Origin of the sequence: Bradyrhizobium sp. UBA2491, assembly GCF_002341725.1 — a bacterium.
Classification (GTDB): domain Bacteria; phylum Pseudomonadota; class Alphaproteobacteria; order Rhizobiales; family Xanthobacteraceae; genus Bradyrhizobium.
Genome location: NZ_DDOP01000016.1, coordinates 6,142 through 30,743 on the forward strand (window position 1 = coordinate 6,142; position 24,602 = coordinate 30,743).

At 64.6% G+C, this 24,602-nt stretch carries 21 protein-coding genes and 1 tRNA gene; 8 read left to right on the top strand and 14 right to left on the bottom strand.

The genetic code is table 11. The features are described from left to right. Positions 1–66: 66 nt before the first annotated feature. The 3 genes from B2W55_RS05055 to B2W55_RS05065 form a co-directional block, all read right to left on the bottom strand. A complete protein-coding gene (locus B2W55_RS05055) occupies positions 67–2,580 on the bottom strand; it encodes an AAA family ATPase (RefSeq protein WP_024583730.1) in 2,514 nt (837 codons plus the stop codon). Next, positions 2,555–2,779 carry a hypothetical protein gene (locus B2W55_RS05060; protein ID WP_160306636.1) on the bottom strand — a complete coding sequence of 75 codons (225 nt, stop codon included), beginning with the start codon at positions 2,777–2,779 and terminating at the stop codon, positions 2,555–2,557. The genes B2W55_RS05055 and B2W55_RS05060 overlap by 26 nt, the downstream gene beginning before the upstream one ends. A gap of 365 nt (positions 2,780–3,144) precedes the next feature. Beyond that, positions 3,145–3,459, bottom strand: a complete 315-nt coding sequence (locus tag B2W55_RS05065) for a hypothetical protein (protein ID WP_145987121.1) — start codon at positions 3,457–3,459, stop codon at positions 3,145–3,147. A 492-nt stretch (positions 3,460–3,951) separates the two neighbouring features. On the opposite strand from B2W55_RS05065, the gene B2W55_RS05070 reads away from it, so the two are divergent. From B2W55_RS05070 to B2W55_RS05080, 3 genes are all read left to right on the top strand, one after another. Further along, positions 3,952–4,395: a DUF6088 family protein gene (locus B2W55_RS05070; RefSeq protein WP_024583727.1), complete on the top strand. Its 444-nt coding sequence runs from the start codon at positions 3,952–3,954 to the stop codon at positions 4,393–4,395. Positions 4,396–4,470: 75 nt separating this feature from the next. Beyond that, positions 4,471–4,932: a hypothetical protein gene (locus B2W55_RS05075; protein ID WP_024583726.1), complete on the top strand. Its 462-nt coding sequence runs from the start codon at positions 4,471–4,473 to the stop codon at positions 4,930–4,932. A gap of 8 nt (positions 4,933–4,940) precedes the next feature. Beyond that, a complete protein-coding gene (locus B2W55_RS05080) occupies positions 4,941–5,801 on the top strand; it encodes a trypsin-like serine peptidase (RefSeq protein ID WP_024583725.1) in 861 nt (286 codons plus the stop codon). Positions 5,802–5,812: 11 nt separating this feature from the next. Here the strand turns inward: B2W55_RS05080 and B2W55_RS05085 are convergent, their stop codons facing one another. From B2W55_RS05085 to B2W55_RS05100, 4 genes are all read right to left on the bottom strand, one after another. Beyond that, entirely contained in the window at positions 5,813–6,136 is a 324-nt protein-coding gene (locus B2W55_RS05085; protein ID WP_145987120.1) for a hypothetical protein, read from the bottom strand. 138 nt (positions 6,137–6,274) lie between these two features. Then, positions 6,275–6,351, bottom strand: a tRNA-His gene (locus B2W55_RS05090). A 247-nt stretch (positions 6,352–6,598) separates the two neighbouring features. Then, complete coding sequence (locus tag B2W55_RS05095) at positions 6,599–7,036, bottom strand: phasin (RefSeq protein WP_024583723.1); 438 nt, start codon at positions 7,034–7,036, stop codon at positions 6,599–6,601. A gap of 266 nt (positions 7,037–7,302) precedes the next feature. Beyond that, a complete protein-coding gene (locus B2W55_RS05100) occupies positions 7,303–7,701 on the bottom strand; it encodes a phasin family protein (protein WP_024583722.1) in 399 nt (132 codons plus the stop codon). A gap of 336 nt (positions 7,702–8,037) precedes the next feature. Between B2W55_RS05100 and B2W55_RS05105 the strand changes: the two genes are divergently transcribed. Beyond that, positions 8,038–11,964, top strand: a complete 3,927-nt coding sequence (locus B2W55_RS05105; protein WP_024583721.1) for a PAS domain-containing protein — start codon at positions 8,038–8,040, stop codon at positions 11,962–11,964. A 265-nt stretch (positions 11,965–12,229) separates the two neighbouring features. On the opposite strand, the gene B2W55_RS05110 is transcribed toward B2W55_RS05105, so the two are convergent. The 4 genes from B2W55_RS05110 to B2W55_RS05125 form a co-directional block, all read right to left on the bottom strand. Further along, on the bottom strand, positions 12,230–13,936 hold the full coding sequence (locus tag B2W55_RS05110; RefSeq protein ID WP_160306638.1) for a vWA domain-containing protein: 1,707 nt from the start codon (positions 13,934–13,936) through the stop codon (positions 12,230–12,232). Between the two features lie 352 nt (positions 13,937–14,288). Further along, positions 14,289–14,933 (bottom strand): GNAT family N-acetyltransferase, encoded by a 645-nt coding sequence (locus tag B2W55_RS05115; RefSeq protein ID WP_024583719.1) that lies wholly within the window; start codon positions 14,931–14,933, stop codon positions 14,289–14,291. A 1-nt stretch (position 14,934) separates the two neighbouring features. After that, positions 14,935–15,585 carry a 3-oxoacid CoA-transferase subunit B gene (locus B2W55_RS05120; protein WP_021078521.1) on the bottom strand — a complete coding sequence of 217 codons (651 nt, stop codon included), beginning with the start codon at positions 15,583–15,585 and terminating at the stop codon, positions 14,935–14,937. Positions 15,586–15,610: 25 nt separating this feature from the next. After that, the gene (locus B2W55_RS05125; RefSeq protein WP_024583718.1) at positions 15,611–16,318 is read right to left on the bottom strand and encodes a CoA transferase subunit A; all 708 of its coding nucleotides are present in this window, start codon (positions 16,316–16,318) and stop codon (positions 15,611–15,613) included. 244 nt (positions 16,319–16,562) lie between these two features. On the opposite strand from B2W55_RS05125, the gene B2W55_RS05130 reads away from it, so the two are divergent. From B2W55_RS05130 to B2W55_RS05145, 4 genes are all read left to right on the top strand, one after another. Further along, positions 16,563–18,527: an AsmA family protein gene (locus tag B2W55_RS05130; protein WP_024583717.1), complete on the top strand. Its 1,965-nt coding sequence runs from the start codon at positions 16,563–16,565 to the stop codon at positions 18,525–18,527. Positions 18,528–18,707: 180 nt separating this feature from the next. Continuing rightward, complete coding sequence (locus B2W55_RS05135) at positions 18,708–20,093, top strand: ABC transporter substrate-binding protein (RefSeq protein WP_024583716.1); 1,386 nt, start codon at positions 18,708–18,710, stop codon at positions 20,091–20,093. A 201-nt stretch (positions 20,094–20,294) separates the two neighbouring features. Next, on the top strand, positions 20,295–21,164 hold the full coding sequence (locus B2W55_RS05140; RefSeq protein ID WP_024583715.1) for a carbohydrate ABC transporter permease: 870 nt from the start codon (positions 20,295–20,297) through the stop codon (positions 21,162–21,164). After that, the gene (locus B2W55_RS05145) at positions 21,161–22,012 is read left to right on the top strand and encodes a carbohydrate ABC transporter permease (protein ID WP_024583714.1); all 852 of its coding nucleotides are present in this window, start codon (positions 21,161–21,163) and stop codon (positions 22,010–22,012) included. The genes B2W55_RS05140 and B2W55_RS05145 overlap by 4 nt, the downstream gene beginning before the upstream one ends. Before the next feature lie 167 nt (positions 22,013–22,179). Here the strand turns inward: B2W55_RS05145 and B2W55_RS05150 are convergent, their stop codons facing one another. From B2W55_RS05150 to B2W55_RS05160, 3 genes are all read right to left on the bottom strand, one after another. Next, positions 22,180–22,995, bottom strand: coding sequence for an ABC transporter permease (locus tag B2W55_RS05150; protein ID WP_024583713.1), 816 nt, complete (start codon positions 22,993–22,995; stop codon positions 22,180–22,182). Then, positions 22,995–23,909: an ABC transporter permease gene (locus B2W55_RS05155; RefSeq protein WP_024583712.1), complete on the bottom strand. Its 915-nt coding sequence runs from the start codon at positions 23,907–23,909 to the stop codon at positions 22,995–22,997. The genes B2W55_RS05150 and B2W55_RS05155 overlap by 1 nt, the downstream gene beginning before the upstream one ends. After that, a partial coding sequence (locus tag B2W55_RS05160; RefSeq protein ID WP_291532185.1) for an ABC transporter ATP-binding protein occupies positions 23,906–24,602 on the bottom strand: 697 nt, incomplete at its 5' end. The genes B2W55_RS05155 and B2W55_RS05160, both read right to left, overlap by 4 nt.

The window sequence follows — 24,602 nt, forward strand, 5'->3', positions numbered from 1 at the left end:
CGCGTCACCCTGAATAATGTTTTGATGGCGTCCTGATTGGTGGTGATGCTGTGGAGTGTGCCCATGTTATTGCAGATAATCCTTCTTCAGTCGGTTCAAGTCGCCGGCGGCGACTTTAAGTTGGGCCGTGGATGGCGGCGTGTCGTCATGCGGGCCGGGCGTCACATAGCCATAGGCGGCGTTGAGTTTGCCTTTGTGGGAGGGATCTTGCGTGAGAAGTGCGAGCGCCTGGGCGCTGAAATCGCCGTAGGCTTTGCCGTCATAGTCCGTGATCGACGCCATCGCATCGCCATTGGCATGACGCGATTTGACGATGAGTTCCTTGCAGAAGCGCTCGATAATCCGTCGTAGCCGCGTGGCGCCTTCTTTGCGTTGGTCGCTGTCTTGCGAATTGATGAAAGTGCGTGCTTGCGCAAGCATGGTAGCGAGCGCATCGCCTTGGTCCCGGATCTCGCTTCCGGCAACGGGGTTTTCGCGCACGATCTGGAACTGAGTGGCACCGCGGTGTTCCCAGCGATGGCCAATGTCCTTCCAGCTCTTATGATCCTGTGTGATTACGATGACTTGCAGGCCGGCATCCAGCAACGCCTCGATGACGGAGGAGGCAAAGTTCGGACGGAAATCATCATCGCTGGTGAGAACGGGGTCATCGAGCACGACGAAGCCCGCCCCGCCATCAATAGCGCGCGCGAGAAAGAGCGATAGACCTAAACAGTGGAGTTGCGATTGGCTGAAGACGGCAACGGCGTCGCGAAGCTTGACGTCACTGCGGTCCTCCTTGGCACTGAGCGCCACTTTGACGTCGACCGTTCGTCGCGTCTTGGCGCCCCGGCGTTGTACCCCGCTGAAGAAGGTCGGCTCGCCCGGACGGAGCCTCTCCCACCAGGCGAGGACATCGGCGCTAAGATCGGTGAATTTTTCGTCGGCGACCTTACCGCTGGCAGCGTCGATCTCACGCAGAGCCCTTTCCAGCGCCTTGACGGTTTGGTGATGCTGCCGGAGCGCATCGAGCGCCTGAAGCGTGCCCGTGGGATCGCGCGCGAGGGCAATCAATTCTTCCCAGCCGCTGGTATGGCTGCTCTGGTCGACGGCCGACTTCACGCCACCACTGATGGCATCGATGGCCGCCGTGTAAGCCGCCGCGGCCGTTTCAAGTTGGAGAAAATGGTTGGCGGCCTCCTCGAGGCCGCGCAGGAGTTCGGCGCCGTCGTCCCAGGTCGCGATATTCTTGACGGCGACCTCGATCGTAATACGCAGGGCGGCGATGCGATCACTATACCGCTTCGCCGTGCGCCAAAACGCACGCGAGGCTGCAGCCCAGCGGGGCGTGCCTTCCGCATCGTTGGACAAGGCTTCTACGCGTTTGACAGTAAAGCCGCGCCTTCGCCGCTCCGCCGCGGTGATCGTCATGAACCGCGGTAGCGCCGCTAAGGCGGCAGTGCTTGAGGCGGACAAAGCGGCGTCGGTTGCCCGCAAAGCGGCCAGCGCTGCTTTTTCCGCGGCCTGATAGGCTTCATTGGCGTTGACTTGTTCGCGCAGGAAATTTACACGCTCCGGCGTCAGCGCGCTCGCAGCGCCGCACAGCGGACAGTCCATTGGTTCCGAACACGTGTGGATGGCCGGGATGGAGAGCGCGCTTTCAAAAAGGGCGACCAGCCGTTGCGTTTCGCTGGACGTTGCGGCCTTCTCGCGATGAAACGCGGTCAGGGCGTCCGGAATGTTCGCCGTCGGATTGGTCCACGGCGCGAGCGGCTTGCGGCCGAAGAGATCAATCGGAAACGCCTGGGCGCGCCGTGCGGAGAGTTCTGATTCAAGCTGATCGATGCACTCGCTCAAGCTCGCCTTGGCAGAGACGCCAATCGCGGTGAGGATCGCTTGTAGTGCGCCTGCGAGAGCGCGTTCGGTGGCCGGCTTCGTCTTGGCGTTGCGAATCGTCTTTAATCCCGCGGTCAGCCCGGCGATATTCTCCAAGGCGGATAGGTTGTTGATTTCCGCACTTGAGGGCGCCGAAACTTCGGCAGGAAGCATCGCCACTGCGGCCCGGAAGTCTTCGAGGTCTTGCGTGTCCAGCACGGCGCGAAAATAAGCGGCGCGGTCCGTCGGCGATGCCGTGAAGACGTAACCAAGGGTGTGTTGCGCTAGAATCGGCGCTCGCAAAGGCGGAAGAAGAAGGCGTAAGCCAAGGCGCGTTTCGATATCGGATTCCGTGCAGGACGCGCCGTCGATCTCAAGAGTGCTGACGCATGACGTGCTGCCGTCGTAGTCGGCGGTCAGCGTCCGGCGGAGCCGACGGCAGACGCCATCAGGACAAACGAGATGTGCTTCAACGAACACGGCAACCGTATCGGGAATGTGGGCGTTACGGAGGGCGCGTGAGAATTCGTCTTTGGCGCTGGCCAGCAATTCGCGCCGAGCAATGTGGCCAGTCAGGAGAAACTCGATTGCCTCCGCGAGGCTGGTTTTGCCCTGGCTGTTGCCGCCCCAGAGAGCCACCACGGAAGCCGGCAGCGTGAAGGATTGGGGGCTTGCACCGAAACCGCGGAAGCCCTGGAGATCAATCCGTTGGATGCGATGCTTCATCTTGGCTCTGTTTATTGGAAGCATGATCTTGAACGGCCGACAGCATACGCGTCTTCGCTTGCTCACGAGGACCGTTGCGCCATGCATCAAGCAGAGCGGCGGCCAGCGTATCGGGCTGCAAGTGAGCCTGCAGCCGGCCGAGATTCGTGAGATCCGGCGGAGGCGGAGGTGGTTCTGGATTTTCGATCGGCCCGGACATGGCGTGCTCTTTTCGAGGCAGGAGGCAGAAAGGGAACAACCGTAGGGCGAAGACTCGCAAGACAAAAATGATGGTCGGAGCGAGACCGCCCTACATACCCACAGCTTCCACGACCTCGGAATTTGGCAAACGAAATCAACGGTCAATGATCTGGTCGGCTTCGGCGGAGCCAAGCTCGTCTATTGGCGCGGCCCGAAAACGGGCGGCGTCGTCGACGGCACCTTTATTGGGTCTTATTCCCCACTACGCCGACCGCTGGCCGGATTTCCGGTCGATCCACGACCCCGCGGTAACCACCTACGAGCAAAGGCTTTCCGGAAGGGCTTCAAGAAACGCCGCCTCACCGCGCCGATGAATGCGTTCTCTCAAAAAGACAAAAGTGGGCAGATGCCATGCGGTTGCGCGCATGGATGTCTATGGAAGGACTCCTGTTTGTGGTGATCCGCCTCGTCATCCAAGCGATGCTTGGCATGATGCAGCTCCTGATGATGCTGGCGGTTCTGGTGGGCCGCATTCTCGCGGCCATCCTGCCGCCGCTGCTGCGCGCCATAGGGGCCGCCGCAGCGCTTCTGCTTGGCATTTGTTTTCAAGGGGCTGCCGTGCCGCTCGCCGCGCTCCGCAGTTCCTTGCGCCGTGACGCGGAATGGCCAACGCGGCACGAAAGCGGATTCTGGACTCATCAGCTACCGGCGGCGCTACACGCTGGATCACATTCGGGACACAGGAGAGCTATGATGTCGGAAACGCGCTCCGCCGCGCACGCGCCTCCTTCTCGGCACATCGTCTCTCACGTCTCTCGCCATCGGCACCATCCTGGCGGTGCCGAAGAAGCGGCGGGTTCAAAGGCTGCGCAGCACCGCCTTGCGCGGCGCGGAGCTGCATAAGCCAGGGCCAAAGGGCCCGGCGCGGAAGCGAGCGGCCTTGAATCCGGCGCGCGCTGTGGCGCGATCCCCACCATTGAAGCCGCTGGCGTACGGACCGGTCTTGAGGGGCGACCATCGGTAAGAACGGCCAAGCCTGGTTCATTTGGCCTTGTCCTCATTGCGGGGAGGACTTATCTAGAAGGCTGACGTATCATCGTTTTAAGCGATTGTTTTAACGGCGTTTTTGCTTGATTTATGTCAGGTTTTTGCATAAGATGGCTGTCAGGTTTTTGCAGACGAGGAAGAGCCATGTCGGTCAAGGAGACGCGGCAACCCGCATATAAGAGAAAGTCGCTGCGCGCTCGCATCGAGGCGCAGATCGCCCGGAAAGCGAGCGACGAGGTATTTTTGACCCGCGAGTTCGCCAAGCTCGGCGGTGAGACACAGGTGCTGCGCGCCCTCAAGCACATGGTCGATGAGGGTCGTCTCGTGCGTCTGGGCTACGGCGTGTATGGTCGCGCGCGTCGCTCCACGCTGAACGGCCGCCCGGTGCTGCGCAGCGCCGACGGTTTTCTGGGCGTGGCTCAGCAAGCGCTCGATAAGCTCGGCGTCGATTGGGAGCCGACCGAAGCGCAGCGTGCTTATAATGAGGGCCGCTCGACGCAGGTGCCGGTCAATCCCGTCGTGCGCGTCAAGGGCCGCTTCGCGCGGCACCTGCGCTATCGCAATGCGGAGCTCGTGCTTGAACGGTAAGCCGACCCGGGACGAACTGATCGATGTGCAGGATCATTTTGGCCTGCCGAGCGCGGCCTTAGAAAGGACGAAGCGATGTTTGTCGAACGCGATCCCGCGACCCCGAACTACATTCGGCCCGCCGAACTTGGACAGTCGGAATCGACGGTCTTCAATGTGCTCTCCTTCATCCTCATGCTTCCGTTCGCCGCGTTTATGATCTTCTACGTCGGATGCTTGCTCTACATTCCGAGTTATCTGGCGTTTCTCGGCTTGCGCTACCCCGTGTATGGCTATCCGATCTACGTGTCTCTCGGCACGATCATGGCCTGTGCGCTTTGCGTGATGCTGATCAGCGAATGGCGTGACATGAAAAAGAACCCATGGGTGGCGGCGGTGCTGCTGGCGGCGAGCCTTGCCTTGATGGTCGTCACGGTGTTCACCAATGGCCTCACGTCATTCGGTACCCTGTCGTTTTTCGCGGCCGCCGGCACGGCGGCCACCGCGCTCACGAAACTCCGCGAAGCCCTGCGGCCACCGCCGCCTGCGGTTTCTTAAGAAGTCCGATGACTTCGCTTCCGCCACCCGAGGCGCTCACACCGAGCTACGCCGTCGAAATCCCGACGATGAAATCGCTCTTCATCGAGATGCGGCGTGGAGACATGGTCTTGGCGACCGGAACGGGCTTTCTCGTCGCAAACGACCGTGAATCCCATTGCGCCTTTGTGACGGCCCGGCACAACGTGACGGGCCGTCATCAGGATACGGGCCAATGCCTCAGCGCGTACGGTGCCATTCCTGATGCCATCACGATCTACTTCCATAAAGGGAACGAGAGCATCGGCGCGTGGACGCCGATTACGCTTCCGCTCTATCGCGACGGCTCGCCGTGGTGGTTCGAGCATCCGGTGCTCGGCGACAAGGCCGACGTGGTCGCGTTGAATCTGCGGTGGGGGGATGACGTGACGCGTTTCCCCTACTACCTCAAAACCGAGTTGGATCGCCCGAAGCTGGTGATCAGCCCGGCAGAACCGGTGAGTGTGATTGGGTTTCCGTTCGGGCTTTCGTCGTCGCTGCGCTTTCCGATCTGGGCAACCGGTTTCTTGGCGCAGGAGCTTAGTCTCGTGACCCAAGAGAACCCGGTGTTTCTGATCGACTGCCGGACGCGTCCTGGTCAATCGGGCGCGGCGGTGATCGCCTTTCGGGTCGGCTCTCATCGCACTATCGCCGGAGGCCGCATCGCCAGTACGCTCACCGGTCAAACGGTCTGGGAATTTCTCGGTATCTACACCGGGCGCATCAATGCAGAGTCCGACCTGGGCCGGGTGTGGCATGTGCGTGTGCTGGAGGACCTGCTGGCCGTTGCCACCGAGGGCTATTCCAAAAGAGACGGCGACGAGGCGGTTGCCTCGTCGCCGCGTTTATAGCGCTTTAGCTCCTATTCGGCCGCTTGCAGCATGGACTCCGGTGCGTGCGGTGCCCGCCGCACCGGCGGCAACCAGCCCTTGCCCGCAAGCCGCTTGGCTGCTTCCTCGGCCATGGCCTGCTTCTTGAGCGTGGCGAGATTGCTGGCGGCTTCCTTAGAAACGCCTTCGCGCACTTCTTCCGAGATGCGGTCTTTGCTTACCCGGCCAAGGTAGTTCTCGACGCTCGGGCTCCAATAAAGACGCATGTTGAGGCCAATAGCGGCGGCGAGGACATCGCCATGCGCAAGATGCCCCTGTTCCTGTGCGTTCGGACGATAGACAGATTGACGTCGCAAACAGGACTCGAACCTTGTCGTCTGTCACTACGAATGACTGCTTCTAGAACCAGACTGCGTTTGCGCTGCCGTGGTAGCTACATGGTAGCTAACGATCGTTGGCTTCGTCGCGTAAACTAGCTAAATTATTGATTTCGCTGGTACAGTTGGGTGGGCTCGAACCACCGACCTCCTGTTCCACAGACAGGCGCTCTAACCAACTGAGCTACAACTGCATCCTGTCGCACGGCCCCGCGTAAAGGGGGGCGGCGATTTCGGGCGGAAACTAGGTGCAACGCCGCGCTTTTGCAAGGCTTTAACGCGGGCTTTTGCACCAAGGGCCGCTTTGTCTTAACGCGTTTCGATGGCGTGAATCGGGCTCCGCCGGGCGCGAAAACACCAACCCGGCCGTTTCCTCGTCGAAAGCAAAAAGGCCCGGACCGCCAAGGCCCGGGCCCTTCGGCTATCTCGTGCGAGCCGCGATCAGGCGGCCGGCTGCTGGGTGAACTTCGCGGCGCTGGCCTTGATCGGCTCGGCGGTCTCGCTGGCGACCTTCTGGCCAAGCTCGGCCAGTTCCTTGGCCTGCGCGGTGAAGGTCTCGAACTGCTTGCGGGCGTGCGACGTCCACAGCTCCACGGCTTCGGTCGGCGACTTCACGCTGAACAGCTCCTGGGCGAAGTCGAGCGAGGAGGTGGTGTTGGCCTTGAAGAACTCGATCAGCTTGGCTGAATAGGCGGTGGCCCCCTTGTTCATCGAGGTGAAAACGGCCTCGACGGTCGAGTTGTGGGTCTCGGCAGCGTCCTTGAACTTGGCGTAGCTGTCGCGGGCCTGCAACACGCCCTTCTCGGCGAATGCGCGGACCTGCTCAGGAACCTCGAACGGGATGATCGAGGCGGAAAACGGATCGGACGGGTTGGTCATACGTGTAATCCTTCGCAACGGGTGAGTAGATGTGACCATTGCGGACGTCCCGGAGCCCATCAGGCCGGGAGCGTTGAAATGGATCACGCTGCCTTGATTCACGGGATTGCCCTTCGTCGGGCGCGCCTAATAAACACCCATATCATGTCAATTTTGTGCAACGCAACGTAAGATCGTGTGCGATGCCATATTTTTTATATGACGGAATATGGGGTTACCGCGCCCGACCTGGTTTTGGGCTTGCCGCAGCCGGACCAGCCGCCCGGTCAGGCCTTCGGCTTGACCGCATCCATCGCGGCGCGGCTGACGGCCTGGCCCATCTCGCTGGCCTGCTCGGCGAGCGAGCGCATCTGCCCCTGCACATACTCGCTGTGCAGCCGCATCACCTCGGTGAGGTCCTTGGCCTTGAGCAGCGACTGGGCATAGTCCAGCGAGGACTGCACGTTCTTTTCCGCATAGGACAGCGCCTTGGCGGACAGATCCTTGGCGCCGGCGCGCATCGTGGCGTTGCGCTCCTCGATCTTGCCGGCGGTGTCCCGCGCATTGGTCACGAACTGCTCGAACGCCTTGCGCGCCTGGTCGAAGCTCGCCTCCGCCATCGACCGCATGTCCTTGGGGATTTCAAACTTGGGGATCTCGAATTGGTCACGCCCGTTGTCGCTCATGGTCGTTCTCCCTCGCCTGGTGATCGGCCCGCCGGTTGGCCCGGCGGGCGCACGGCAGGATATATCGGGATACTGCGATCGCAGCTGTGACGCGGTGCCATTTGGTTCCGCATCATGCTGTCGCAGCGGGTTATCCCTGACAACGCCAAACGGCTGTGGATCGTTCAGCCAAGTTAACGTTATCCAGCCTTTGGCGGGGGCAGCCTCGCCGCGGACATGGACCTGCCGGCCCCTGCTTGCGATACTAACCTTCTGTTAAGGCTGTCGTCCTGTGGCCGCCGGTCCCGTCGGCGAAGCGAGGAAGAAAGCCAAACCCATGCGGTCAAATCTTGCGCGATGAGTGACGCGGAATTCCAGATCCAGGCGCTCGGCGATGTCAGGCTGGCGGACCATGCGACAGGCGTCCAGCCGGCATGGCTATGGTCGGCCGATGGCGCGCGGATCATCTGGGCCAACCCGGCCGGCGCGCAGGTATTTGGTGCCGCGAACGGCGCCGAACTGGCCAAGCACGTCTTCGGTCCGGCCGATCCGCACCGCCGCCAGGTCGCCCGCCTCGGTCCCAGCCTCGGCGCCAACGGTGCGATCCGCCTGGAGCGGCTGCGTGGGTTCGGCGCGGCCGCCGGCGTGCTCGCGACCTGTGGCTGCCGGCGCATCGACCTGCCGGACGGCAGCCATGGCATCCTGATTTCGACGCTCAACGCCGGCGGCCGGGTCATGCCGCTCGCCGAGCGCCTGCAACGGTTGATCCAGGGCCTGCCGCGTCCCGCCGCCGCCTTCACCGCCGACGGATTGTTGGTCGCAACCAACGAGGCGGCGCGGTCGCTGCCCGGCCTGCACGATCTCGGCGAAGCCGGTCTCGATGCCGCCCGTGACGAGGCGCTGACGCAGGGCCGCGCCGCGGCCGACGTCGCGATCGGCCGCGTCGTGTTGCAGCGGATCGGCCACGGCGCCGATCGCGCGCTGGTGGCGCTGATCAGGCCGGCCCCGCATCTCGCGGCCAGACCGGCAGCGCCGGTCATGCCCGAGCCCGTCGCGCCGCAGCCCGTTGCAACGGAGGCGCCGGTGCACGCAGCCGTGCCGCCAGAAGCGGCAACCGTGGAGCCGGCACCTCCTGCCGTCGAGCCAGCCGTCACGCATCACGAAACCCCCGCGCCGATCAGTGAAGCACCGGCCGGCTTCACGCTGTTCGATGCGCTGGATCCGACACCGGAAGCCGCCGCAACCGAGCCGGCCGTCAGCGCGATGGAATCCGAACCTGCGAGCGTTCCGCCAACTCTTGCGACAGCAGAACACGCCCACGTCGAGACCGCGCCGCGCGACGAAACGCCCGACGAAATTTCCGCCATCGAAGAGCCGCTGTCGGACGCGCTGATCGAAACGCCTGCCGAAGCGCAGGCCCGACAGCCCGCGGACATTGCTCTCCCCCTCGCGCCGACACCACAGCCGCACATCGAAGCCACATCCGTCGACACAACGCCTCACCACACATCCGGCGAGAACCCCGCCATCGAGGAGCCGCTGTCGGAAGCGCTGCTCGACGCGCCAGCCGAAACGCTGGTGCAGCCGCTGTCGCACGAGCCTCCACCCGATCTCCAGCAGACGGCGAGCGCGCCGGCTCCGGAGCCATCAGCGCCGCCGCCCGATCCCGTCCCCTCGCCCTATGCGAACGCGGATACGCCCGCGGCGACCGCCGAGCCGGAGCTGGCAACGCCGCCGCCGGCGAAGTCGCCGTCCTGGCTCGACGAGCCGTTGCCGGTGCGGCGGCATCCGCTGCGCTTCATGTGGCAGATGGACCATGAGGGGCGCTTCTCGCTCGGCTCCGACGAGTTCACCCGCCTGATCGGACTGCACACTGCGGCGGGATTCGGCCGGCTGTGGAGCGACATCGCCGAGAGTTTTGGCCTCGACCCCGAAGGCCATGTGATGCGGGCATTCGCTAGTCATGACACATGGAGCGGCGTCACGCTGAACTGGCCGGTCGACGGCGGCGGCCGGCTGCCGGTCGAATTGTCCGGCCTGCCGGTATTCGATCGCAACCGGAATTTCGCCGGCTATCGCGGCTTTGGTGTGTGCCGCGACCTCGACGGGCTTGCGCGACTCGCCGCTTTGCGCCGCTATGAGTTCTTCAGCGGCGCGGTGGCGCCGCGATCGCTGTCGGCCGATGTCGCGCCCACACCGCGCACCGATACGCCACCCGAGCCTGCCGCGCCGCATGACATGGCTCCGCCGCATGCGGAGCCGCCGCCCGATACGACCGCAGCACCTGAGGAATTGAGCGAGCCGACAGCCACAGAGACATCACACCAAGCCGACCCGGATCACGCCGTGGACACGCCCCAGGAAACCGCAGGAGAAGCCAAGGGAGCAGCGCAAGCGGAAGCGCATGAGATAAGTCTTGATCCGCCACCGAACGTGGTGCCGTTCCGCCTCGCCGGCGACAGCAGACCGCCGTCGCTGACCCCGGTCGAGAACAACGCCTTCAACGAACTCGCCCGCCAATTATCCGCCCGGCTCGAGAGCGAGGCCGGCATCACCACGACAAACAATCAGCGCACCGCGGCGGAGCCGGTTGCCGACGCCCCTGTCTTGCCCGAACCGCCGCCAGCGCAAGAACCGGCGCCAGTGGCAGAGACCGCCCCGCGTCAGGAAACCGTCGCGCAACAGCCGCCGCCGGCCGACCTGCCAAAGGCCAATTGGCTGATACAACCCGAGCCCGCGCCACGCGCGGACGCGCGGCGCGACCGTGCGCTGCTCGATCTCCTGCCGGTCGGCATCCTGATCTACCGGTTGGACCGCCTGCTCTACGCCAACCACGCCTTCCTCGCGCGCATGGGCTACGACAGCCTGCACGCGCTGGAGGCCGCCGGTGGACTGGACGCGCTCTATGTCGAGCCCGGCGTCTCGCAGGCGAGCAGCACCTCGGGCACCGGCACGCCGGTCACCATCTCGGCAAACCAGCACGCGGAGCATGGTGCGCAAGCGGTATCCGCCGACGCCCGGCTGCACACCATCACATGGGACGATGAGTCCGCGCTGGCGTTGATCTTCTCGCGCACGCTCGAGGAAGACACCGCGGTCGCCGCCGCGCTGTCCGATCCGGCGCCGGCCGCAGTCGCGGAGCCCGTGCTCACGCCACCGCCGCCGCAAGCCGGCCACGCCGACGCAGAAGAACTTGGCGCGATCCTCGACACCGCAGCCGAAGGCATCATCATGTTCGATGCCCAGGGCAACATCCATTCCTGCAACCGCAGCGCCGAGGCGCTGTTCGGCTATGACGGCGGCGCCTTCATCACCCACAATTTCGCCGATTTGTTCACGCCGGAGAGCCAGCACGGCATCTTCGACTATCTCGCGAGTGTGAAATCGTCCGGCGTGGCGAGCCTGCTCGATCATGGCCGCGAGACGCTCGGCCGGGTCCGCCAGGGCGGCATCATCCCGCTGTCGGTGACGATGGGCCGCACCCGCGCCGACGGGCCGAACTTCTTCGCGGTGTTCCGCGATCTGTCGCAGACCAAGAAGAGCGAGGGCGAAGTGCGCGAAGCGCGGCGGCTCGCCGAACGCGCCGCCAACGCCAAGACCGACATGCTGGCGCGGATCAGCCACGAGCTGCGCACGCCGCTCAACGCCATCATCGGCTTTGCCGAGGTGATGATCTCGGAGCGCTTCGGCACGCTCGGCAACGAACGCTACGTCGAATACATGAAAGACATCCGCGCCTCCGGCGAGCGGGTGATCGCGATCGTCAACGACCTGCTGGATCTGTCGCGGATCGAAACCGGCAAGCTCGACCTCGCCTTCACCAGCCAGAACCTCAACGAGATGGTGGAGAGCTGCGTCGCGGTGATGCAGCCGCAGGCCAACCGCGAGCGCATCATCATCCGCACCTCGCTCGCGCACACGCTGCCGCCTGTCGTCGCCGACGCCCGCGCGCTGCGCCAGATCACGCTGAACCTGATCGGCAGCTCGATCCATCTCGCCAATGCCGGCGGCCAGGTGATCGTCTCGACCGCGCTGTCGGATTTCGGCGAGGTGATGCTGCGGGTGCGCGACACCGGGCAGAGCCTCAACGACAACGAGCTCGCCGCCGCGCTGGAGCCGTTCCGCGCGCCGACACCCTCCGACCAGGCGGGTTCCGGCGGCGTCAGCCTGTCACTGACCAAGGCGCTGGTCGAAGCCAACCGCGCCAAATTCCAGATCAGGACCGGCGGCCGCACCGGCACGCTGATCGAGGTAACCTTCGCTCACGCCGCTGCGCGGGCGTGAGAAATACGCCATACGACGTTCCGCGTCAGGGACGCACTGAGGGAAGGGCTCCCTCCCCCCTTGCGGGGGAGGGTTGGGGAGAGGGGTGGCCACACGGCAAGCGCTCTCCGTTCAACAATACTTCAACGCCCGCGCATGATTGCGAACGCCAAGCCTACGACAGTCATCTCGCCCGGGGCGTACCCCTCTCCCCACCCTCCCCCGCAAGGGGGGAGGGAGCCGAAGAGCGTGCTCACCTCACGTACACTTGCCGACGCGCCACACCTTAGGGCTGCTTGATCTCCACCGTCTGGCGCTTGCCGGCGGCGATCGAGAATGGCTTCTCTGACGTCTGGCCATCGGCATAGGTGGCGACCGCGACGTAGTCGCCGGCGTTGAGCGCGACGTTGTAGGTCGCCTCATAGTTCACCGCGACGCGCTTGCGCTCGTCATTGAGGTCGCGCTCGGCGCTGTAGATGTCGATCTGCTGGGCGCTCTCGGCCTTGATCCCGACCACGCCGGCGTTGAGATTGACCGTGACGCGGGTCGGCGCGCCGGACTTCACCTCAGTGCTCGCGGTGCCCCTGGCCTCGCCGACCGTCACCTTCACCTCGTAGCTGCCGCCGGGCAGATCGAACTTCGATTCCGGATCGTATTCCTGCGCGACCCTCTCGCCCTCGTCGCCGTCGGGCTTCGCGGGCTGGTGGACCGCGACCACGAGGTCCTTCTCGACCTTGGGCCCGCCCTCCGCATAGGTGGTGGTGACGATCAGCTTGCCGACATCGATCGTCATCTGCACGTTGCTGGAATCGCCGGCGGTGACCGTGAACGGCTTGCTGGTCTTGGACTGGCCCTTGGTCAGCGTCAGGGTGTAACTGCCCGCGGCGAGCACGAAGCGCGGCACCGCGTCGTATTCCTGCGCAATCACCTTGCCGCCCTTGTCGGTGACCCGCCAGATCACGTCGTCGACCTTGCCCGCGCCGCCGGCAACGGCGCCTTCGCTGGTGACATAGCCGGCATCGAGGATGACATCGAGCGCAGCCTGCTTGCCCTTCTCGACCTTGAGCGGAAACTCGCGCTTGAGCTGCCGGTAGGTCACCTCGACGATGTAGTCGCCGGGTGCGATGTTGTCGGCGAACGGCGCACCGTAGAAGGTGTTGACATGCGCGCCCTTCTCGTCGCCGGCGCGCTTGAAGATGCTCCAGTTGACGTCCTCGTCGCTGATCGGATCGAGCCCCTCGGCAAGCCGCGCCACACCGCGGATGTTCTTGCCCAGATAGGGATCGGCGGCCGGCTGCGGCGGCGCCTCGCTCGCGACCTTGGTGCCCTGCGTTGCCGCCACCGCCTTGGTCAGCGCGCCGGTCAGGCTCGATGCGTTGCTGGCATCGAGATAGACGCCGCCGGTGACGCGCGCGATGCATTGCAGCTGGCTCTTCGCGGCGGGATCGGCGACGTCGAGGCCGATGACATGGGCGGTGAAGCCGATGCCGGCCTTCTTGAGTTCGGCGGCGGCCGCGCACGGATCCGGCGCGCAGGTCTCGATGCCGTCGGAGACCAGGATCACATTGGCCTTGTTCTCGGTCGAGTGCAGCGCCTCGGCGGCGGCACGCAGCGAATCCGAGATCGGCGTCTTGCCCTTCGGGTTGATGCCGTCGATCGCAGCCTTGACCTTCGCGGCGTCGAACTTGCTGACCGGCACCATCAGCTCGATGTCCTTGCAGTCGCCCTTCGAGCGATGGCCGTAGACCATCACGCCGAGACGATCGGCGGGATTCCATTTCGACAGGATGGCATCGACCGCCTGCCTGGCTGCGGAGATCTTGCTCTGGCCGTCGACCAGGCCCCACATCGAGCCGGAGGCGTCGAGCACGAGGATGGTGTCGGCCCCTTGAGCTTGAGCTTGCCCCTGCGCTTGCGCGCCATGAGGGGACAGCAACGCCAGGCCAAGCGACAGCAGGCCGGCAACGAACGAACGGCGGAAAACCTTGATCACGGATCGGTCCTCGATGATGCAGACAATCGGGAGCAAGGACGGCTGCGGCGGCACGGCGTGTCGAAACATCCCGTGCGCAACCTCAGTCGTCCCCCTGTTTCGGATTTTATTTGGGCGGCCGGATTGCCGGGCTCACGCCATTTCGGCGTGCAAGCAACCGGGCGCCTGAAGCGGGTCCAGATAGCGCAACTCGGCTCCGGACACTTGGACTATGGCGACACGCGTTTGGCCTGACGCGACACGCACATGACAATTGGATGGCGGCGCAGGCCGGGACGACGGCGCCAATGAGGCACAAGCGGACCACACCATCACCAACCTCGGCTGGGACGTGGCGCGTTGGCCGCCCCACTCAAATCGAGCGCGCAAATCTGCGAAAGCCGGGCGCGCCGGTCAGCACCTCGAATGCGGCATCGCGCTTCTCTTCGGCGAAGGCGAAGCCGGCCTTGGCGTAGCAGCGCTCCGCCGCGTCGTTGCCGATCAGGAACGAGATCGATGCCCGGGCGAAACCTGCGGCCTTGCCGTCGGCGAGTGCGCGTCCGATCAGCGCCTGCACCAGACCGCGGCCGTGTTGCGAGGCTTGCCGGGCGACATGCTCGATCAGCCAGTCGCCCTCGCCGCCCTGAACCCAGCAATTGCGGGCGTAGCCGCCGCGCGCAAGGATACTCTCTGCATCCGTGCCGGTCTCCGCCGCGACCTCCTCGATCGCCGCGCGCGCGGCAACCACCGTTCCGGATGCCGGCATCGCGCACAACGCGGCGGCAGGCTGGCCGTCGACTTCGGCGATCAGGAAGTGGGCCACGTGGTACCATGACCGCACCCGCGCAACGGCGAGCCGCGTCATGAATGCCAGGCATTCGTCCTCCGGACGGTCGAGCGCGATGTCGAACCAGCCGCGTGGCATTGGGCCGCGCTGCGCGGCCAGCACGATGCGGGCGATGAAGGCCGCATCGTTGGAGCGGGCGGGACGGATCGAGGATCGTCCCGCGCCGGTCATGTCAGGTGTTCTTCAGCGCGACGCGGAATTCCGCCTCGGTCTTGGCCTTGACCTCGTCGAGCGTGACGCCGTCGGCGAGCTCGATCAACGCCATGCCGTCCTTGCCGTGCTTGTCGATGGTGAACACCGCAAGGTCGGTCACGACCATGTCGACCACGCGCTCGCCGGTCAGCGGCAAATTGCACTGCTTGAGCAGCTTCGGCCCGTCCTTCGCCGAATGTTCCATCACGACGACGACGCGCTTGACGCCGGCGACGAGGTCCATGGCGCCGCCCATGCCCTTCACCATCTTGCCGGGGATCATCCAGTTGGCGAGGTCGCCGTTCTGCGCCACCTGCATGGCGCCGAGAATCGACAGATCGATATGGCCGCCGCGCACCATGCCGAAGGACTCGGCCGAGGAGAAATAGCTGGTCGAGGGCAGCTCGCTCACGGTCTGCTTGCCGGCGTTGATGAGATCGGCATCGACCTCGTCCTCATAGGGGAACGGGCCCATGCCGAGCATGCCGTTCTCGCTCTGCAAGTTCACGTCGACGCCGTCGGGGATGTAGTTCGAAACCAGCGTCGGGATGCCGATGCCGAGATTGACGTAATAACCGTCGCGCAATTCCTTGGCAGCGCGGGCGGCCATCTGTTCACGGGTCCAGGCCATGAGGCTCTCCTGAAGAAAAAGGGTTTTAAGCGGCGGGCCGCGGACGGGTGTTGCGGAACTCGATCCGCTTCTTGGCCGTGCCGACCTCGATGATGCGTTTGACGAAGATGCCGGGGGTGTGAATGTGGTCCGGGTCGATCTCGCCGGCCGGCACCAGGTGCTCGACCTCGGCGACGGTGACCTTCGCAGCGGTCGCCATCATCGGGTTAAAGTTGCGCGCGGTCTTGCGGTAGACCAGATTGCCGGCGGTGTCGCCCTTCCAGGCGTGGACGATGGCGACGTCGGCGAACAGGCCGCGCTCCATGATGTACTTCTCGCCGTCGAACTCCTTCACTTCCTTGCCTTCGGCGATCAGCGTGCCGACGCCCGTTTTTGTGTAGAAGGCCGGAATGCCGGCGCCGCCGGCGCGGATGCGCTCGGCCAGCGTGCCCTGCGGGTTGAACTCGAGCTCGAGTTCGCCGGCGAGATATTGCTGGGCGAACAGCTTGTTCTCGCCGACATAGGACGAGATCATCTTCTTGATCTGGCGCGTCTCCAAGAGCCGGCTGAGGCCGATGCCGTCGACGCCGGCATTGTTGGACACCACCGTCAGGCCCTTGACGCCGGAATCGCGGATCGCGTCCGACAGGGTCTCGGCGATGCCGCAGAGGCCGAAGCCGCCCGACATGATCATGATGTTGTCCTTGAGGAGACCATCGAGTGCCGATTTGGCGTCGGGATAAACTTTGTTCATGCAGCAAATACCTGATGGAGGGCGCGGAACGGCTGTGGCAAAGCGGATTATTAGGCGAAATCTTCGCAATGCGTCAATCACGGCCCCGTGCGACGACGGGCGGCGGCCCGCGGCGGCAACATGGCCTTGAAAGCGTCAAGAAAACCCTTCAAGTTGCGTGGGTTGGCAGGGGCTTCCGGCGAGAACCCGCTGTGTTCGACGACGACCCGACAAACCTCAACCCGACCCGGACATGTCATTGACGATGGCCCAAGGAATTAAGCGCCTGGGGATGCCGATCGCGGCGCTTTTCGGCCTGGTGCTCATCGGCCTGGTCGGAACGTCGTGGTTCCTCAACCGGGACGCGTTGCAGAGCGCGGTGGAGGCGCAGATCCGCGCCGTGACCGGGCTCGAGCTCGTCGTCAACGGCCCGATCGATGTCTCGGTGTTTCCGGGCAGCTACGTCTCCTTCCACAATGTCGGGCTGAAGGGCGCCGATACCATCGATCCGGCGCTGCAAGTCGATGTGCTGACCGCCAATCTGCGCCTGCTGCCACTGTTGCTGCGGCGGTTCGAGATCGCCGACGTCATGATGCTGCGCCCGCATATCCATGTGGTCCGCGACGCCGCCGGCGAGAGCAACTGGACACCGTTCGTCGAGACCATCGCCAAGGCGATGACGCCGGGGGCCGAGAACCAGGTGTCGTTCTCGGAAATCCGGATCCAGGACGGCGAGCTGAATTACGAGGACGGCGCCAACCACGTCTCCGAAAAGCTCGGCGACATCGATCTGTCGCTGGCCTGGCCATCGATCTCGCGTTCATTTGCCGCAACCGGCCAGTTCGACTGGCGCGGCGAGCGCGTCGACGGCTCGATCAGCGCCAGCGATTTCGTCGCGCTGCTGTCGGGCGACCGTTCCGGCCTCAAGGCACGGCTCGCCAGCGCGCCGCTGAAGGTTGCGTTCGACGGAACCGTGGCCAACCGCACCAGCCTGATGATGGAAGGCACCGCCACCATGGATAGCCCGTCGCTGCGCAACGCGTTGCGCTGGATGGGACAGGCTCCACCCGGCGGCGGTGGCGGCTTCGGCCGCTTCGCGATGAAGGCCCGCGCCAATGTGGTCGGCGGCTCGGTCGCCCTCACCAATGTCAATGTCGAGCTCGACGGCAATGTCGCCGAGGGCGTGATGACTTACGCCAATAACGGCCGGCAGACGCTGCAAGCGACGCTTGCCGCCGGCAATCTCGATTTCACGCCCTACATCTCGACCTTCCGCCTGCTGGCCAGCGGCCAGCGCGACTGGAACAGGCAGCTGTTCGATCTGTCCTCGCTGTCGTCGACCGATCTCGACATGCGGCTGTCGGCCGCCAAGGTGACGGTCGGCCCGTCCAGGCTCGGCCGCACCGCGTTCGGCGCCAATCTGCGCGGCGGTGCGCTCGCGCTCAGCGTCGGCGAGGCGCAGATGTATGGCGGCATCGCCAGGGGTTCGTTCGCGATCGCGCGCTCCGATGCGGTGGCCGACGTCAGGGCGCAATTCCAGTTCACCGATGTCGATTTGCAGGCTTGCGCCAGCGAATTGTTCGGCATCAACAAGCTGTCCGGCCGCGGCAACCTCAACGTCTCGCTGACCGCCTCCGGCTCGAGCCCGTTCGGGCTCGCGTCGTCGCTCGACGGCACCGCCACGCTGACCGGGCACGACGGCGCGATCGCCGGCTTCAATGTCGAGCAGCTGCTGCGGCGGCTGGAGAAGCGGCCGCTGTCCGGCGGCGGCAATTTCCGCTCCGGCTCGACGCCCTATGACAATCTCAGCATCTCGGTGAAGTTCGCCGACGGCGTTGCCACCGCCGACGACATCCACGTCGAAAGCCCGGCGGCGAAGATCACGCTGACCGGCACCGCCTCGGTGCCGTCGCGCGAATACGACCTCAAGGGCGTCGCCAGCCTGACCTCGGCATCCGCCGGCGGCAACGCGTTCGACCTGCCGTTCGTGATCCAGGGCCCGTGGGACGATCCGCTGATCTTCCCCGATCCGGAGAGCCTGATCCGCCGCTCGCCGGCGTCGGCTCCGCTGCTCGATGCGGTGAAGGATCGCAAGACGCGCGACGCGGTGCGCTCGGTGATCGAGCGCTTCACCGGCGGCGGCGCGCGGCAACCGGCGTCCGATGCCGCGACCGCAGCACCACCCGGCAGCGGAGCGGCGACAGCGGCCGAGAACGCCAAATCGAACTGACCAAGGTCGCATTGATCCGATCCATTCACGTTCCGCATCGATGCGCCGGGACTGATCCGCGCACGCGCCGCGAACCCCTACAGAAGTCGTCGACGCGACACCTTTATCAGGTCACGGCCATGCGCTAGTGTTTTACCCAACCGGTTAAAAAATAAGCCGGCGCCAAGAGGGGAGAACAACGTGAAATCCAAGGTTATCGGTGCGCTATCACTTGCGGTCGCCGCGGTCGGCCTGTTCGCCGCAACGGCACCCGCTCTCGCCCAGAGCAAGACGATCACCGTCTGGTGGGGCAAGGGATTTTACAAATCCGAAGACGACGCGCTGCTCGACACGATCAAGAAATTCGAAGCCAAGACCGGCATCAAGGTCGAACTGTCGCAATATGCGATCCAGGACATGATCCCGAAGACCGTCGCTGCGCTCGATTCCGGCACCGTGCCCGACGTCGCCTATTCCGACACTTACGACGTGCAGGCCCAGGGCAAATGGGCCTTCGAGGGCAAGCTCGAAGACCTCTCCGACATCATGCTGCCGATGAAGGACGCGTTCGCGCCGAACACGCTGGAAGCAGTCCTGCTCTACAACGACGTCGCCAAGAAGAAGTCCTATTACGGCTTTCCGCTGAAGCAGCAGAGCATGCACGTCCAGATCTGGGGCGACATGCTGGAGAAGGCCGGCTTCAAGGCCGCCGACATCCCGAACAAGTGGGAGGACTACTGGTCGTTCTGGTGCGACAAGGTGCAGCCGGCGATCCGCAAGGCGACCGGCCAGCGCATCTACGGCGTCGGCCAACCGATGGGCGTGGAATCCACCGACTCGTTCCAGTCGTTCTACACCTTCATGGATGCCTATCACGTCAAGCTGGTCGACGACGACGGCAAGCTTTTGGTCGACGATCCCAAGGTGCGCGACGGCCTGATCCATGCGCTGAAGGATTACACCGACACCTACATCAAGGGCTGCACGCCGCCCTCGTCCACCACCTGGAAGGACCCCGACAACAACGTCGCCTTCCACAACAAGACGATCGTGATGACGCATAATTTCACGATCTCGATCGCGGCGAAGTGGTTCGAGGATTCGACCAACCCGGCGCTGACCGACGCGCAGCGCGCCGCCGGCAAGCAGGCCTATGAGCACGACATCATCACCGCGTCGTTCCCGAAGGCGCCGGACGGCTCGACCATCAAGTACCGCTCCGACGTCAAGACCGGGCTGATCTTCGCCAACGCCAAGAACAAGGCGGAGGGCAAGCAGTTCATCGCCTTCCTGATGCAGGAGGACAATGTGCGGCCCTATGTCGAGGGTGCGCTCGGCCGCTGGTTCCCGGTGACCAAGGCGAGCCAGGCCAGCCCGTTCTGGCAAGCGGACCGGCATCGCAAGGCGGTCTGGAACCAGTTCACCGGCGGCACCGCGCCGTTCGACTTCACCAAGAACTGGAAGTTCACCATCCTGAACAACGAGAACGTCTGGGCCAAGGCCATGAACCGGGTGGTCAGCGAGAAGGTGCCGGTGGATAAGGCCGTCGACGAACTGATCGCCCGCATCAAGCAGGTTGCGGGGTGACGTAAGCGATGGCCGCCTCTGCCGAGACTTGCTCCGCGTCGTCCCGGCGAAGGCCGGGACCCATACGCCGCGGCGGTCGTCTTGGAGTAGGCTCGTCGACGGCTTTCGCGCAGCGGCTGGGCCCTGTGGTTATGGGTCCCGGCCTTCGCCGGGACGACGTCGTAACCGTGGCCGGCATCTCGTTTCAAGAGTAGGCGCATCATGGCGATCACGCTCTCCGCATCCGATGCCCCCTCGCCGCCGCTGTCGGCGCGGTTGTCGCCGCCGCAGGTCTGGGGCATCGCGCTGCTCGTGCCCTACCTGCTCGTGTTCCTCGCCTTCGTGGTCTATCCGGTCTGCTACGGCCTGTGGCTGGCGCGCCAGCCGTCGAACTATGTCGCGCTCTATCACGACCCGATCTTCGCGCGCGCCGCGGTCAACACGCTGATCTTCCTGGTGATCGGCATCAACATCAAGATGCTGATCGCGCTGTTCCTGTCCGGCTTCTTCGCCCAGCAGCGCGCCTGGATCAGGTGGCTGTCCGTCATCTTCATCCTGCCCTGGGCGGTGCCGTCGATCCCGACCATCCTCTCGGTGCGCTTCATGCTCAATCCCGAATGGGGCGTGATCAACCAGTTGATCTTCAAGTTCACCGGCGACGACGGCCCGAACTGGCTGAACGATCCGGCGGTGGCGCTGGCGATGGCGATCGGCGTCCACATCTGGAAGTCGCTGCCGTTCTGGACGCTGATCCTGTTGACCGGACGGCTCGCCATCTCGCAGGACCTCTACGAGGCCTCCGACGTCGACGGCGCCAATTGGTGGCAGAAATTCCGCTACATCACCTGGCCGTCGATGCAGACGCTCTACATCACCTGCACGCTGCTCTCGATGATCTGGACGCTGGGCGACTTCAACAGCGTCTACCTGCTCACCGGCGGCGGCCCCGCCGATCTCACCCATGTGCTGTCGACGCTCGGCATCCGCTATCTCAGGCTCGACCAGCTGTCGCTGGCGATGGCCTCGATCGTCTGTGCGATGCCGTTCGTGCTGCCGCTGGTCTATTTCATGATGAAACGGTTGTCGCGATGAAGCTGCCCACCCTGCGCGACGTCGGCACCGAAGCCAAGCTGCTCCTGATCGGCATCCCGGTCTTCATCTGGACCATGATCCCGATCTACCACATGTTCGTGTTCGCGATCTCGCCGAAGGAGGACGCGTTCACCGGCAAGCTGTGGCCTGATCATCCGACGCTGCACAATTTCTCGATCGTGTTCCATCAGCAGCACTACTTCCTGCGCGACTTCTGGATCCAGTTCTGGAATTCGACCGTGATCGCGCTCGCGGTCGGCGCGCTGACGCTGTTCGTCGCCACCGCCGCCGCGTTCTCGATCTCGCGGCTGCGCGTGCCGGGCGGCCGCGCCGTGATGAACATGGCGCTGTTCACCTATTTCATCCCGGCGGCGTTCCTCGCCGTGCCGATGTACCGCACCATGGGCAATTACGGGCTGCTCAACACCCACTGGTCGCTGATCCTGGCGATGGTGACGATCGCCGCGCCCTACGCGATCTGGGTGCTGAAACAGGCGTCCGACAAGCTGCCGGTCGAGCTCGACGAGGCCGCAACGATGGACGGCGCCACCACGCTGCAATTGTTCCGCCTGGTCTATGTGCCCTTGATGATGCCCTCGCTGGTCGCGGTCGGCACTTACGCGATCCTGCTCGCCTGGAACGAATATCTCTACGCGTTCCTACTGCTGTCAAAGGACACCGACATCACGCTGCCGGTCGCGCTCGGCAACTTCCTCGCCGCCGACGATTCGCCGTGGGAGCTGTTGATGACGACAGGCTTCATCTACGCGCTGCCGCCGGCCGCAGTCTATTACGCCTTCAAGCGCTACATGGTGGGTGGCCTGACGGCGGGCGCCGTCAAGTCGTGAGGTCTGAGCGTTTCGAGAAAAGTAGACGTCCAGCGGCGCGCGCAAGTCTTCTCGCCTCACCGCGCTAGCAACTGACGTGAGGTGAGCACGCTGCGCAGGCTCCCTTCCGCCGGTGGCTCCCTTGCACGGAGATGCTTCCCGCAAGGAAAATGCGTCGAAACAAGAGATTACAACGGCGCCGCGCTCTCGCCACGCGCGTTCGAGATTTTGGAGGCGAACGAGGCGACCACGATGATCACGGCGATCAGCGCGATCACCAAAGTGCAGATCGCGTTGATCTCGGGCTTCACGCCGAGCCGCACTTCGGAGTAGATCCGGATCGGCAAGGTCGCCGAGCCGGGCCCGGTGGTGAAGCTCGCGATCACGACGTCGTCGAGCGACAGCGTGAAGGCGAGCATCCAGCCGGCGATGATCGCCGGCACGATCAGCGGCAACGTCACCATCAGGAACGCGCGCACCGGATCGCAGCCCAGGTCCATCGCGGCTTCCTCCAGGCTGCGGTCGAGCGTCGACAGGCGCGACTGCACGATGACGGTGACGAAGCACATCGTCAGCGTGGTGTGGGCGATCGTCACCGTCCAGAAGCCGCGCTCCGCATTGAGCGCCACGAACAGCAAGAGCAGCGACAGGCCGGAGATCACCTCGGGCATCACAAGCGGCGAATACAGCATGCCCGAGAACAGCGCCCGCCCGCGGAACCGCTCGCCCCGTGCCAGCCCGACCGCCGCCAATGTGCCGAGCAGGGTCGCCAGGGTCGCCGACACCGCGCCGACCGACAGGCTCATCCACGCCGCCTCCAGCATGGCGTGGTCGTTGAAGAACTCCTGGTACCAGCGCAGCGACCAGCCGCCCCACACCGTCACCAGCCGCGAGGCATTGAACGAGTAGATCACCAGGATCACGATCGGCAGATAGAGAAACGCCAAGCCCAACGCCAGCGACGTCATGTTGAAGCGGGTGAGCCTGGTGACGGTGTGCGCCATCAACGGCCCGCCTCGAGTTGGCGCCGTTGCAGGCGGTCATAAAGCACGAGCGGCGGCACCAGCAGCAGCAACAGCGCGACCGCAGCGGCGGACGCCACCGGCCAGTCCTTGTTGGTGAAGAACTCGAGCCACAGCGTCTGCCCGATCATCAGCGAGTTGGAGCCGGCGAGCAGGTCGGGAATCACGAATTCGCCCACGATCGGGATGAAGCAGAGCAGCGCGCCGGCGCCGACGCCGGGCAGCGACAGCGGGAACGTCACCAGCCAGAACGCCTGCAACGGCGAGGCGCCGAGATCGCCGGCTGCCTCCAGCAGCGAGGCATCCAGCTTCGAGAGCGTCGCATAGAGCGGCAGGATCATGAACGGCAGGTAGGAATAGACGATACCGAGATACATCGCGCTGTCGGTCGACAGCCAGACCACCGGCGCGGAGACAATGTGCAGCGTGAGGAGAACCTGGTTGAGCAGGCCGTCATGCTGCAAAATGTTGATCCAGGCATAGATCCGGATCAGGAACGAGGTCCAGAACGGCACGATCACCAGCATCATCGCGACGCCCTGCCAGCGTTGCGGCAGCCGCGCCATGCCATAGGCGATCGGGTAGCCGATCAACAGCAGGATCAGCGTCGAGCTCACCGCCACGGCGAGGCTGCGCAGATAGGACAGGATGTAGAGATTGTCCTGGACCAGCAGCCGGAAATTGTCGAACGACAATTGCGCGAACGCTGCGGCCAATGCCGCGCGGCCGGCGGTGACATCGAACACCGGCGTATAGGGCGGCTGCGCGATCGCGGTCTGCGACAGGCTGATCTTCAGCACGAAGCCGAACGGCACCAGGAAGAACAGCACCATCCAGAGATAAGGCGCGATCGCGGCAAGCCGCGCCGGCCGGGCAAAGATGCGGCGCGCGCTCATTGCTCCAGCACCAGGCAATCATCGGCGGTGAACCACGCCACCACGCGCTGGCCGGCGAGATAGGCGTCGACATCGAGCCGCGCGGTGTTGGCCATCGACGCGCGCACCACGGCGCCGGTCTCCAGCCTCACCCGATAGCTGGTGACGCCACCGAGATAGTTGACGTCACTGACGACGCCCTCCAGCCGGTTGATCGCATGCGAGCCACCTTCATCCGAGGCCGGCGCGCGGCGCGACAGCTTCACCTTCTCCGGCCGGATCGCGACGCTGACGGCTTGCTTGGTCACCGGCGGCCACAGCTCGCTGACCGCGAGCGTCCCGGCTTCCGCGGTCGAGACCGTCAGACGTCCATTCTCGCGCGCGGCGACCTGGCCGCTAAACAGGTTGATGTCGCCGACGAACTCGGCGATCCAGCGCGAGGCCGGCGCCTCGTAGAGATTTCGCGGGGTGGCGACCTGCACCAGGCGGCCGGCGTCCATCACGCCGATGCGGCCGGCCATCGTCATCGCCTCCTCCTGGTCGTGGGTGACGATGATAAAGGTCATCCCAAGCCGGCGTTGCAGCTCCATCAGTTCGCCTTGCGTGCTCTCGCGCAGCTTCTTGTCGAGCGCGGCGAGCGGCTCGTCGAGCAGCAGCACCTGCGGCCGGCGCGCCAGCGAGCGCGCCAGCGCAACGCGCTGCCGCTGTCCGCCG